Origin of the sequence: Hymenobacter frigidus, assembly GCF_014640435.1 — a bacterium.
In the GTDB taxonomy this organism is placed as follows: Bacteria; Bacteroidota; Bacteroidia; order Cytophagales; family Hymenobacteraceae; genus Hymenobacter; species Hymenobacter frigidus.
This window is the reverse complement of the sequence record NZ_BMGY01000002.1, coordinates 115,175-127,546: the sequence shown is the minus strand read 5'-3', so window position 1 is coordinate 127,546 and position 12,372 is coordinate 115,175. Positions and strand designations below refer to the sequence as shown.

11 protein-coding genes are annotated in these 12,372 nt (G+C 57.2%); 5 read left to right on the top strand and 6 right to left on the bottom strand.

From position 1 onward, the window contains the following. The first annotated feature begins 208 nt into the window (after nt 1-208). A complete protein-coding gene (locus IEW17_RS01600) occupies nt 209-2,737 on the top strand; it encodes a M14 family metallopeptidase (RefSeq protein ID WP_229748731.1) in 2,529 nt (842 codons plus the stop codon). Between the two features lie 95 nt (nt 2,738-2,832). Here the strand turns inward: IEW17_RS01600 and IEW17_RS01595 are convergent, their stop codons facing one another. Together IEW17_RS01595 and IEW17_RS01590 are read right to left on the bottom strand one after the other, a co-directional pair. Continuing rightward, nucleotides 2,833-3,180 carry an MmcQ/YjbR family DNA-binding protein gene (locus IEW17_RS01595; RefSeq protein WP_188560263.1) on the bottom strand — a complete coding sequence of 116 codons (348 nt, stop codon included), beginning with the start codon at nt 3,178-3,180 and terminating at the stop codon, nt 2,833-2,835. Nucleotides 3,181-3,191: 11 nt separating this feature from the next. Continuing rightward, a complete protein-coding gene (locus tag IEW17_RS01590; protein WP_188560262.1) occupies nt 3,192-3,365 on the bottom strand; it encodes a DUF6728 family protein in 174 nt (57 codons plus the stop codon). A gap of 137 nt (nt 3,366-3,502) precedes the next feature. On the opposite strand from IEW17_RS01590, the gene IEW17_RS01585 reads away from it, so the two are divergent. Continuing rightward, the gene (locus IEW17_RS01585) at nt 3,503-3,970 is read left to right on the top strand and encodes a nuclear transport factor 2 family protein (RefSeq protein ID WP_188560261.1); all 468 of its coding nucleotides are present in this window, start codon (nt 3,503-3,505) and stop codon (nt 3,968-3,970) included. Between the two features lie 8 nt (nt 3,971-3,978). On the opposite strand, the gene IEW17_RS01580 is transcribed toward IEW17_RS01585, so the two are convergent. Together IEW17_RS01580 and ispG are read right to left on the bottom strand one after the other, a co-directional pair. Further along, nucleotides 3,979-4,326: a hypothetical protein gene (locus IEW17_RS01580; RefSeq protein ID WP_188560260.1), complete on the bottom strand. Its 348-nt coding sequence runs from the start codon at nt 4,324-4,326 to the stop codon at nt 3,979-3,981. 10 nt (nt 4,327-4,336) lie between these two features. After that, nucleotides 4,337-6,328: a (E)-4-hydroxy-3-methylbut-2-enyl-diphosphate synthase gene (gene ispG, locus IEW17_RS01575; RefSeq protein ID WP_188560259.1), complete on the bottom strand. Its 1,992-nt coding sequence runs from the start codon at nt 6,326-6,328 to the stop codon at nt 4,337-4,339. A 142-nt stretch (nt 6,329-6,470) separates the two neighbouring features. Here ispG and IEW17_RS01570 point away from each other — a divergent pair, with 142 nt between their 5' ends. Together IEW17_RS01570 and IEW17_RS01565 are read left to right on the top strand one after the other, a co-directional pair. Beyond that, nucleotides 6,471-6,956: a TlpA family protein disulfide reductase gene (locus IEW17_RS01570; protein WP_229748729.1), complete on the top strand. Its 486-nt coding sequence runs from the start codon at nt 6,471-6,473 to the stop codon at nt 6,954-6,956. 36 nt (nt 6,957-6,992) lie between these two features. Then, nucleotides 6,993-7,601 carry a thioredoxin family protein gene (locus IEW17_RS01565; RefSeq protein ID WP_188560257.1) on the top strand — a complete coding sequence of 203 codons (609 nt, stop codon included), beginning with the start codon at nt 6,993-6,995 and terminating at the stop codon, nt 7,599-7,601. A 158-nt stretch (nt 7,602-7,759) separates the two neighbouring features. On the opposite strand, the gene IEW17_RS01560 is transcribed toward IEW17_RS01565, so the two are convergent. Continuing rightward, nucleotides 7,760-8,734 (bottom strand): NAD(P)H-quinone oxidoreductase, encoded by a 975-nt coding sequence (locus IEW17_RS01560; RefSeq protein ID WP_188560256.1) that lies wholly within the window; start codon nt 8,732-8,734, stop codon nt 7,760-7,762. A gap of 271 nt (nt 8,735-9,005) precedes the next feature. Here IEW17_RS01560 and IEW17_RS01555 point away from each other — a divergent pair, with 271 nt between their 5' ends. Continuing rightward, on the top strand, nt 9,006-9,581 hold the full coding sequence (locus IEW17_RS01555; RefSeq protein WP_188560255.1) for a hypothetical protein: 576 nt from the start codon (nt 9,006-9,008) through the stop codon (nt 9,579-9,581). A 129-nt stretch (nt 9,582-9,710) separates the two neighbouring features. Here the strand turns inward: IEW17_RS01555 and IEW17_RS01550 are convergent, their stop codons facing one another. After that, a complete protein-coding gene (locus IEW17_RS01550; protein WP_188560254.1) occupies nt 9,711-11,900 on the bottom strand; it encodes a glutamine synthetase III family protein in 2,190 nt (729 codons plus the stop codon). Between the last annotated feature and the right edge of the window lie 472 nt (nt 11,901-12,372).

Below are 12,372 nucleotides of genomic sequence, written 5' to 3'. Positions count from 1 at the left end.
GTCGATAACTGATTATCACACTTTGTACCTTGGCATGGCAACGAGTCACGTTCCCGTCCCTGATGCATCTTTGTGGCGGACACAGTTTTTCAATTCAATGCTACTTCCACCTGCTTCATTTTTGATGATTCTTTCACGCTTACGTTCCTCCAAGCCAACCGCGGCTCGCGCTTTTCAAGTTTGGAAACACTGGTTCCTGTTGTTTCTGGTGCTGCCATTTGCCAGCCAGGCCCAAACCACCGAAGCGGCCGGCCCGCTCCTTACTCCCGGCCAATTCCTGGGCTATAAGCTGGGCGCTCAATTCACGCCCCATGCCGAGCTGCTGCGCTACGTGGCTCACGTTACGGCCCACACGCCCGGCCGCATGAAGCTGGTGCGATACGGCAGCACCTACGAAAACCGCCCGTTGGAAGTGGTGCAGATTGCCAGCGCCGAAACCTTCGGCCGGCTCGACGACGTGCGCCATAACAACCTCAAGCTGGCTGGCCTGGAAGCCGGTACCGGCCAGCGCCAGCAGCCGGCCGTGTGCTGGCTGAGCTACAACGTGCACGGCAACGAAGCCGTGAGCTCCGAAGCCGTGATGCAGGTACTCTACGACCTGGCCAACCCGCAGGACCAGCAGATGCAGGAATGGCTCAAAAACACCGTCGTTATCGTGGACCCTTGCGTGAACCCCGACGGCCATGACCGGTACGCCAACTGGTACAACCGCGTCCGCAACCAGTCGCCCAATACCGAGCCCGACTCCTGGGAGCACCACGAGCCCTGGCCCGGCGGCCGCTTCAACCACTATTACTTCGACCTGAACCGCGACTGGGCCTGGCAAACCCAACAGGAAACCCGCCAGCGCATCGCCCTCTACAACCAGTGGCTGCCCGAAGTACACGCCGATTTCCACGAAATGGGGCCGAATAATACCTACTACTTCTCGCCCGCCGCCAAGCCCTACCACGCCGACCTCACGGCCTGGCAGCGCAAGTTCCAGGGCATTCTGGGCGATTACAACAAGGTGGCGTTTGACAAGAACAACTGGCTCTATTTCACCCGCGAAGTCTACGACCTCTACGCGCCTACCTACGGCGACACCTGGCCCAGCTTCAACGGGGCCATCGGCATGACCTATGAGCAAGGCGGCGGCGGCCCCGCCGGCGTGGGCTACGCCCGCCTCGACGGCGACACCCTGACCCTGGCCCAGCGCATTGCCCACCACCACGCGGCCAGCCGCGCCACCATCCAGGCCACCGCCGAGCGCCACGACGACCTGCTGCGCGAGTTCCAGAGCTACTTCGCCACCGCTAAAACCAAGCCGCAGGGCGAGTTCAAAACCTACGTGCTGTCGGCCGGCAACGACCCCGGCCAGCTCCGCGCCCTCACCCAGTACCTCAGCCGCAACCAAATCGAATACGGTTTTGCCACCAGGCGCACGAAAACCAAAGGCTTCAACTACACCACCGGCAAAGCCGAAACCGTGCAGGTAGAGCCGCACGATGTGGTGGTGAGCATGTACCAGCCCAAATCCACGCTGGTAAAGGTGCTGTTCGAACCCAAGTCCCAGCTCGAAGACTCGCTCACCTACGACATCACTTCCTGGGCCCTGCCCTACGCGTTTGGGGTGAAAGCCTACGCCCTCGCCGGCCGCCTCGACGCCTCCGGCAGTGCGCCCAGCCCAGCAGTGGTGAAAGGCAGCGCCGCCGCGACCACCGAGCGCCCCTACGCCTACCTCGCCCGCTGGAACAACCTGCAGGACGTGCGCTTCCTTAGCCGCCTGCTCCAGCAGAAAGTAAAGGTGCGCTACGCCGAGAAGGAGTTCGAATCGGAAGGCCAGAAATACGCGCCCGGCACGCTCATCATCCCCCGCACCGGCAATGAGGGCCTCGGGGCTAGGTTCGACCAGCTGGTGCGCGCCCAGGCCGACTCGGTTGGCACCGTGGTTACGGCCGTAAAATCCGGTTTCTCCACTTCCGGACGCGACCTGGGCTCCAGCACCGTGCACTTTGTGAAGCAGCCCACCGTGGCCGTGGTAGCCGGTCCCGGCGTCGACGCTACTGCCTTTGGCGAGGTCTGGCATTTCTTCGAGCAACAGCTGGGCTACCCGGTTACGGTGCTCGGCACCGACTACCTCAATCGAGTTTCGATGAATAAATACGACGTATTAATTCTGCCCAACGGCAGCTACAATGACATTTACACCGACCGCAACCTCGAAAACCTCAAGGCCTGGGTGCGCGACGGTGGCCGCCTCATCGCCCTCGAAGGCGCGGCTAAATTCCTGGCTAACAAGAAGGATTTCCTGCTCAAAACCAAAGCCGTTGATTCCGTTGCCATCAAAAAAGCGAATAAGGAAAACCCCTACAAACTCCTGCGCCGCTACGGCGACTCGGAGCGCGAAGAGGCCGAAGACGTGGTGCAAGGCAGCGTCTACCGCGTGCAGCTCGACAATACTCACCCGCTGGCGTTCGGCTACGGCGATACGTATTTCGCTCTGGTACGCAGCCCGCTCAACTACCGCTTCCTCGAAAAAGGCGGCTGGAACGTGGGCGTCATTAAGAAAAACAGCTACTCGGCCGGCTTCATCGGCACCAAAGCCCGCAAGGAACTAGCCGATACGTTCGTGGTCGGCACCCAGGATTTGGGACGTGGCGAAGTAGTTTACCTAGGCGATAACCCCTTATTCCGAGCCTTCTGGCAAGGCGGAAAACTGATGTTTGGCAACGCGGTTTTCCTGGTTGGGCAATAATCCATAATTTCCAGTAATTGGGCAAAACAGAACGTCATGCTGAGCGAAGCCGAAGCATGACGTTCTGGGTGTTTGTTCTGTTCTCACAGTGCCGCCTATTCTAACGCGGCCTTTACTGCTTTGGACAGCGAGGCCCGCACTAACTCATACGAATGGTCAATCAGCTCGCGCAGTTGCCCTTCGGGAGCGCCGACACCAACGAGTACCGTGTTCCAGTGCCTTTTATTCATGTGGTAGCCAGACAGCACGTAGTCGTGGGTTTCGCGCAACTCAGCGGCCCGCTCGGGGTCGCATTTCAGGTTGATACTGCCGAAGGTGTCAATATCAGTGAGAGCGAAAACCTTGCCTGCCACTTTAAAAACGAGTGTTTCGGGACCAAAAGGTGTTTCTTCGGTCGCGCCGGGTTTAAGCAGGCAATAGTCGCGGAAATCCTCAATATTCATCCCACGTTTTCTTAGAGCACGTAGCGGAACAACATCACTACCAGGCACACCAGAAACATCGCCAAGCTGAGCTTATTGATGAAGTGCATAGTCTTCATGTTGAAGTTGTTCTTGCGGCTGGGGTCGTTTTTCCGGAAGTAATAGCCGAGGACCGGGCCGAAGTTGAAGAGGTTCTTGCCGTTCATAACAGAGCATGTTTGGGTTCAAAATGGTAACACTTGGCAGGGCAGAATGATTTGGCTAAAGCTGAATACTTACGCAAAAACTGCCTTGCAACGCAGCATTGTTTACTGTGTCGTTTTACAAACCAACTTCCATCTTCTTGAAACACATTTCCGCAACGCTGCTCCTGCTGGCCGCTTCCGCAACCAACCCCGCCCTGGCCCAAAAAGCCTCGCCCGAAACTGAGGCAGTAAAAAGTATCATCACCACGTTTTTCGACGGCATGCGGCGCGGCGACAGCACCATGGTCCGCCGGACCCTGGCCCCGGCAGCCGTATTCCACGGCTTCGGCGGCGAGCCCGGTCAAACGCCTACGCTCGAAATTGAAAGCATCAACGGCTTCCTGAAAGCCGTGGGCACGCCCCACCCCCAAATCTGGGATGAGCGAGTAACGTTTGAGCGGGTGCTAATTGACGCTAATCTAGCCAGCGTGTGGGCCCCGTATGAGTTCTACCTCGGCAGCAAATTCAGCCATTGCGGCTACGACTCGTTTCAATTGGTGAGGCTGGCCGATGGCTGGAAAATCGCGCACGTTATCGACACGCGCCGCAAGGAAAAGTGCAAGTAAAATGAAATTTATGTTGCGCGTGACTCTCTTTCCTCCTGCTTGCGAAACGTATCCATTATGCCCTGATTCAAACCGCAAAAACTAACGTCAATCTCATCGAATCCCTCGACATCGTCCACGCAAATGCCACCCTCACATTGGAGAAATTCACCGGTTTCTAATGCTGCTTTTAATTCAATCTGCGTCAATTTTCTCCAATCGGCCTTTGCTGTGCACGAGCGAAAGAATGACTGAAAATTCCCATAATAAGCAGTTGAGGGCTTGAGTAACCCGCCAATAACTCCCATTGAATCGTCAACAATTCTGGAATTAACTTTTCCTAATAGTGTCGACTTCGCAAATAGATAAATTTCCATAGAGAGGAAATTAAACACCCACCGGCTCCTCCACTACCTCCTTCTCAATCCAGCGCCCGTCCTCGCGCATGAGTTCAATCAAGTCGTCTACCGCCCGTTCTTCGGGCACGGATTTCTTGATGACTTCCTGGCCGCGGTAGAGGGCGATTTTGCCCTTACCCACGCCCACGTAGCCGTAGTCGGCGTCGGCCATTTCGCCGGGGCCGTTCACGATGCAGCCCATGATACCGATTTTAATGCCCTTGAGGTGGTCGGTACGCTTGCGAATCATGGCCGTGGTTTCCTGCAAATCGAACAGGGTGCGGCCGCAGCTTGGGCAGCTGATGTACTCGGTTTTGCTCATGCGCGTGCGAGCGGCTTGCAGAATACCGAACGAGAGCTGGTTGAGCGCGTCGATATCGCGCAGCCAGGCGGCTTGCTCCTGCGCCGGCAGCAAATCAGTACAGAGCGAAATACCATCGCCAAGACCGTCGATGAGCAAACCACCCACGTCGGTAGCCGCGTCAAGCTGGGTTTGAGCGGGATTATCGACCGCGTAAGTACGCCGGACGACTACGGGGCAAGTGACCCCCGCATTCATCAGCTCAAAAAACGCCCGCCGCAGTTCGGGCATGGCGTGGGCGTTGGTGGTGGTAAGGGCCAATACCACAGTTGTTTCGGTGCGCAGGCGCTCCAGCAGCGTAGCATCCAACGCGTCCAGCTCAGCAGTCAGGAAATTGAGCGTAGGGTGCAGCTGGGAAAAGTCGGCTACATACGTGGCCACGGTCATGAGCGGAAAATGTTCGAGGCGCTGGCCGGCATCGACCCAGGCGCTGTGGGTCACGATTTCCTTCAGGCCGTTGGGCAGCATGAACGGCACCGGCCGCTCGCCGCTGTAGATGTAGTCGGCCCCAAGGTCCGACATCTGAAACTTGTCGAGAAACGATGAATACAGGTGTCCAGCCGCCCGCAAATCGGCGTATTCCAGCTGCGGCAGGCGCGACAAATCGGTAATAACGCGCGGCACGTTCAGGCCCCCGAAGTCGCCGACTTCGTGCGTGGTGCGGCGGATGTATTGGAACGGATTTATGGGCTCCTCGCCCACCAGTGGCTTAATCGGCTTGGCTTGGGCAGCGCGGCCGGTGTAGCGGTCAATCAGCATGCGGGCTACCGGGGCTTCGGCTTCGGGGGCTTCGGTGAGGCTCACGCGCACGGTGTCGCCGAGGCCGTCTTCCAGCAGTGTGCCAATGCCCACGGCAGACTTAATGCGGCCGTCTTCGGCCTCCCCGGCCTCGGTCACGCCCAGGTGCAGCGGGTAAGGTTGCAGGCCTTCCTCGTCGAGCTTCTGCACCAGCAGGCGGTAGGCCTGCACCATTACTTGGGTGTTGCTGGCTTTCATGCTCAGCACCACGTCGTAGTAGTTTTCTTCCTCGCACAGACGCAGGAATTCCAGCGCCGACTCCACCATGCCCAGCGGCGTATCGCCGTAGCGGCTCAGAATCCGGTCGGATAGTGAGCCGTGGTTGGTGCCAATGCGCATGGCCGTGCCGTACTGCTTGCAAATCTGAACCAGCGGGCGGAACCGCTCGCGGATGCGCTCCACCTCGGCTGCGTAAGTGGTGTCGGTGTATTCTATCTCCTCAAATTTCTTCTTGTCGGCGTAGTTGCCGGGATTCACACGTACTTTTTCCACGATGCGGGCAGCCAGCTCGGCGGCATTGGGCGTGAAGTGGATGTCGGCGATAAGCGGCACGTTGCAGCCGCGCTTGCGCAGCTCTTTCTTGATTTCCAGCAGGTTTTGAGCCTCCTTGATGCTGGGCGCGGTGATGCGCACGTACTCGCAGCCGGCCTCCACCATGCGCAGCGTCTGCTCCACCGAGCCGAGGGTGTCCATCGTGTCGACAGTGGTCATGCTCTGCACGCGAATGGGGAAATCTCCCCCCATCGGCAGGCCGCCAATGTTGACTACGCGGGCCACGCGGCGCTTATACTCGGTCAGGCTGGGGCAATACGTTTTGTTCATAACCCGAAAACTAGGGGAGGAAGGCGAAAGTTGCGTCGTGGTGCAAAGGTAAAGCTGAGCGAGGCGGCACTTTGCTTTGCAGCGCCGCAACTTCTGCCTTGGCTTTTCTGTCTATATCAAGCACATGCCCCAGCACCTTCCAATGGCCCGCTTAACCTATATTCTACTGATTAGCAGCTTACTGCTGACCGTTCCCAGCTTCGCACAAAACGTGACCGTTGTCAAGTTCCTCGAGTTACAAAAGCGGCTTGCGCGGCCCACTGACACTACGTACGTTGTAAATTTCTGGGCCACCTGGTGCGCGCCCTGCGTGAAGGAGCTGCCCAATTTCGAGCAAGTCCGCACTGTTAATGCTGGCAAAAAGGTGAAAGTGCTGCTGGTGAGCCTGGACTACGCCTCGCAGGTCGACAAGAAAATAAAGCCCTTCGTGCTGAAGCGCGGGCTAAAGTCGGAAGTGTTGGTGCTGAATGAGCCCGACCCCAACGACTGGCTCGCTAAAGTGGACGCCAAATGGTCGGGCGCACTGCCGTTTACTCTCATTATCAACAATAAAACGAAGCAGCGCGCTACTTTCGAGAAGGAACTGTCGCAAGCCGAGCTGGCTGCTGCGTTGCAAAAGTTTCTGTGAGTCTCATTTTCAACCAACTCCAAACCCTTCCGCACCATGAAAAAAGCCCTGCCCCTGCTCGCCCTCTGCTTTGCCCTGTTGCTGAGCAGTTTCATTCTGCGCCCCACTGCCGATGGTTACAAAGTGGGCGATAAAGCCGCTGATTTCAAGCTGAAAAACACCAACGGCAAACTGGTGTCCCTGGCCGACAACAAGGCGGCCAAAGGCTATATCGTGGTGTTCACCTGCAACACCTGCCCCTACGCCAAAGCGTACGAAAGCCGCATTATCTACCTCAATACCAAGTATGCGCCGCTCGGTTACCCGGTAATGGCCATCAACCCCAACGATGCCAGCAAAGTACCCGGTGACTCTTATGCCGCTATGCAAACCAAGAAATACGCCTTTCCCTATTTGCAGGACGAATCGCAGCAGGTGGCCAAAACCTTCGGTGCCACCCGCACGCCGCACCTCTACATACTCACGCGCCAGGGTTCAGCTTTCGTGGTTTCCTACATCGGTGCTATCGACGACAACTCCGAAGATGCCGCGCTGGTGAAAACGAAATACGTGGAAAACGCCATGACTGAAATCATAGCCGGTAAAGCGCCTTTCACTAATTCGACCAAGGCCATCGGCTGCACCATTAAATGGAAGCAGGCATAAAGTCATGTTTGAGTTTTCGTTAATTGGAACGTCATGCTCATCTGGCGTCCGCGCAGCCGAAGCAGCTCTACCGCATAAGTAATCAGTTACTATTGCGGTAGAGCTGCTTCGGCTGCGCGGACGCCAGATGAGCATGACGTTCTTACTTTACGCCGCTTTTACGAACCCACTTCCAGCACAATTTTCCCAATGTGCGCGCTGCTTTCCATCAATTCGTGGGCAGCGGCGGCATCGGCCAGCGCAAAGGTTTTATAAATAACGGGCCGAAACACACCCGCCTCAATCAGCGGCCAGACGTGTTTTTCCACCTCCGCCGCCAGCGCGGCCTTAAAATTGGCCGAGCGGGGCCTTAGCGTGCTGCCCGTGATACTAAGGCGGCGGCGCATCACATCCAGCGCGTTGAATTCGCCCTTGCCGCCCTGCATGGCATTCACGAATACCAGGCGGCCGTCGTCTTTCAGCAGGCGCAGGTTTTTGCCGATGTAGTCGCCCCCAACCATGTCGAGGACGACATCTACTCCTTCGGTATTCAGTACCTCTTCAAAATCCTCGGTTTTGTAGTTGATGGCCCACTCCGCGCCCAGTTCCCGGCAGGCAGCGCACTTGGCCGCGTCGCCGGCCGTGATGGCCACCCGGCTGCCCAACGCCGTAGCCAGCTGAATGGCCGTGGTGCCAATGCCGCTGCTGCCACCATGCACGAGTAGCGTTTCGCCGGGTTGCAACGCCCCCCGCTGAAACACATTATGCCACACCGTAAACACGGTTTCGGGCAGCGCGGCGGCCTCCACCATGCTCAGACCGGCTGGGATGGGCAGGCAGTGGCGGGCGTCTGCCACCACGTATTCGGCGTAGCCTCCGGCCGGTAGCAACGCGCACACCGCGTTGCCCGGGTGCCAGCGCGTTACTTCTGAGCCGCACTGCTCCACCATTCCCGCTATTTCCAGGCCGGGCACCTGGCCCGAGACATCGCCGGAGCCCGCGTACTTGCCTTGGCGCATCAGCACATCGGGGCGGTTCACGCCGGCGGCCCGCACCCGGATGAGCACTTCGTGCGCGACCGGCTGGGGCACATCCAACTGCTGTAATTTGAGCACCTTAGCGTCGCCGGGTTGCTGGATGACAATGGAATTCATAAACATTGGGGGATGCTGAGGTCGTTGCGGTTGAGCACCCGATTTTCCACCGAACATTCCCCGCCAAAATAATCGTCGGGGAGCTGTTGTAAATTTATATCAGTCAGCAAATCAACCATGCCGTTACAAAAGCCAATGGCTTCAGATACGCTGCCAGCATTTCTGATAATCAGCAGATACTTCTGGGCTTTTTACTCGCGGGGCTTAACCCAACTGTAGGCCGACACGTTTCCTGACTGACGCACCAAAGCGCATTTCTGGCATCTATTTTATGAAAACGCCCCGTTTTATTCCCTCACTTATCGGAGCCGCCCGTTTCACCGGTTTAGCCGCCTGGCAAACCGGCCGCCTTTTCCGCCAGCTGGCCGCCCGTGCCCTCGACTCGGTGCAGGAAGTGCTGCGGGCCGAAGTGGAAAAGGGCAACCTCAAGCTGGTAGCTGATTTTTTGGCCGACAAAGCGCTACCTGCCGCCCGCGTTCTGTTGGTGGAACAAATGACCGTGCGGCTCTTGGTGCGCCTGGGCCTGCGCGGGGCCCTGGCGTCGAATATAGTAGGTTGGGTGCTGCCTTTCGTTATCGAGAAGCTGCTGGTGGCGGGCCACAAAAGCGGCGTGTTCAATAAGCTGAAGGCCAATGCCACCGTCAGCGAGTCGCTGGACCGGCTGGACGAGCTGCGGCGGGCTACCTGGAAAATGCTGGTGCCGGACCCCGGCAGCAGTGCACAGGTTGTGACCGAAGCCAAAGCGGATGCGCATACCCCGCGCCTGCCCTTGCTACTGGCCGCGCCGCCACACGCTGCTGGCAAACCCACAGAACCAAAAGCACCTTCGGCTAGGAAAGCGACTTAAACAATCGATACCGCAAACGATTGTTGCCGCCCTCCAGAAAAAACCATCTCAGCCGAGATGGCTCTTTCAAAACCGGGGCGCGGCGAGAATTCCCACCCAACACCGGACCCGATTCCGTCCGCTGATGAATTACCGGCTGAACAATAGTTCGCGGTACTTCACCAGAGGCCAGTCCTCGTCGGCCACCATCTGCTCCAGTTTATCAACGGCGCGGCGGATGGGATCGAATTTTGGTTTCACTTCTTCGCAGTACGCTACGGCTTTGGCACGGGCATCGCCAATCTTGTTGGCTTGCTTGCGCGCCTCGGTCATGGCGTCGGCGGTGGTTTTGATAGTCGATACGTAGCGGGAAATGGCTTTAATCATTTCCACGGTCACCTGGCTGTGCTCGTCGTCGAGGCCCAATTCACGCAAGCCGCGCACGTTATCCACCAGCTTGGTTTGGTAGGCCAGCGCGGTGGGAATAATGTGGTTGATGGCCAAATCACCCATTACGCGGCTTTCAATCTGAATTTTCTTCTGGTATTCCTCCAGCAAAATTTCGTGACGAGCATGCAGCTCCACCTCCGAGAAAATCCCGTGGCGAGCAAAGAGCGCCGCCGAATTAGTGTTCACAATAGCATCGAGCGCCTGGGGTGTGGTCGCAATGTTGCTCAGGCCGCGCTGGGCCGCTTCTTCCTTCCACTCATCGGAGTAGCCGTTGCCTTCAAAACGAATGGCTTTGGACGAAATCACGTACTCGCGCAGCACTTCCACAATGGCTACTTCCTTCTTTTTGCCCTGCTCAATCAGCGCATCCACCGACTGCTTAAAGTCGATGAGCTGGTCGGCAACAATGGTGTTAAGCACCGTCATGGCCGACGAGCAGTTGGCTGATGAGCCCACGGCGCGCAACTCAAACTTATTGCCGGTGAAAGCAAAAGGGGAAGTCCGGTTGCGGTCCGTGTTATCGAGGAGAATCGCGGGTATCTTATCGATACCCAGCTTCAGGTAAATGTTGTCACCCTTATCAAGGGGCAGCTTGGCGGTGCGCTCTAACTCATCGAGCACCGAGTCCAGCATCGAACCCAGGAACACCGACATGATGGCCGGCGGGGCTTCGTTGGCCCCAAGGCGGTGGTCGTTCGACGCCGAGGCAATGCTGGAGCGCAGCAAATCGGCGTGGCGATGCACGGCCTGGATAGTGGTGATAAGGAAAGCCAGGAATTGCAGGTTCTCCTTGGGCCGGCGACCGGGCGCGAGCAGGTTCACGCCGGTATCGGTGCTCAGGGCCCAGTTGTTGTGCTTGCCGCTGCCGTTTACGCCAGCGAAGGGCTTCTCGTGCAGCAGCACTTTGAAGTTGTGCCGCTCGGCCACGCGGTCCATCACATCCATCAGAAGCTGGTTGTGGTCCACGGCCAGGTTGGCATCCTCAAAAGTTGGAGCGCACTCAAACTGATTAGGAGCCACTTCGTTGTGACGGGTCCGCAGGGGAATGCCGAGCAGGTTAGATTCCTCCTCAAACTCCAGCATGAAGCCGTGCACCCGGGCCGGAATCGAGCCAAAGTAATGGTCGTCGAGCTGCTGGCCTTTAGCCGGCGCGTGGCCAAACAAGGTGCGGCCGGTCATCACGAGGTCAGGACGGGCGTCGTACAGCGCTTTGTCGACCAGAAAATACTCTTGCTCAATGCCGAGCGTGGTGTTCACGCGGCTTACGTCTTTGTCGAAATACTGACACACTTCTAGGGCAGCCTTTTCCAGGACGGCCAGTGACTTGAGCAGCGGGGCTTTGTAGTCGAGTGCTTCGCCGGTGTAGGCCACGAAAATTGTGGGGATACACAACGTTTTGGCTCCTACCGTTTCGATGATGAAAGCGGGCGAAGTGGGGTCCCAGGCCGTGTAACCCCGAGCCTCAAACGTGTTGCGAATGCCGCCGTTCGGGAACGACGAAGCATCGGGCTCCTGCTGCACCAGCGCGGAGCCTTTGAAGTTTTCAATCGGACGACCGTCGGAATTCAGGTCGAAGAACGAGTCGTGCTTTTCAGCAGTTGAGCCCGTGAGGGGCTGAAACCAGTGCGTGTAGTGGGTAGCGCCCTTGGCCATAGCCCAGGTTTTCATGGCCGAAGCCACGGCATCGGCCACGTTGCGCTCCACGGTAGCGCCTTGCTTGATGGCGGCCTGCAGTTTCTTAAAATAATCACCAGGCATGGTAGCCCGCATGGCTTCCAGATTGAATACATTTTGCCCAAAGCTGTCGGAGCGACGCGCGGCAACCGGCACCACCGTAATGGGGCGACGCTGATTGACGAGTTCTAGGGCTTTAAAACGGAGGATGGCCATGTGGTGGAAACCGGCGGGGCTAAGATTACTGGTAACGTATTCGGACTACTAGGGCAAAGATAATTGGTAAATGTGTTTTCTAAACAACACACCTATAAATAAAAGGTCTTTTTCAGCAAAAACTGTGCGTTCAGTCGCATTACCCCTTGTTCACACACCCTCCCGGCCTGTATTTTACTCAAATCATAACAAAAAGGCCTCATACAAGCGCAATCACTACCACCAAGAGTACAGCAAGCCTATTAGTTTCTATGGATACTCGAAATTTGGAGGCTGTGGCTTGCCGGCTGCGCTAGAATTTATAATCCAGTTTTAATGTAACAAACCTATATAATCTGCCTTAGTCAAGTCATTCCGGTAGCGCTTCCGACAGGTTATCTTTGCCGGGTGAAAAACCGCTTTGCGTTTCAGCCGCGCTACTTTTTGTTCTGGCTGCTTTTTTTTGGGCTGGCTCGGGCTCTTTTTTTGGGTT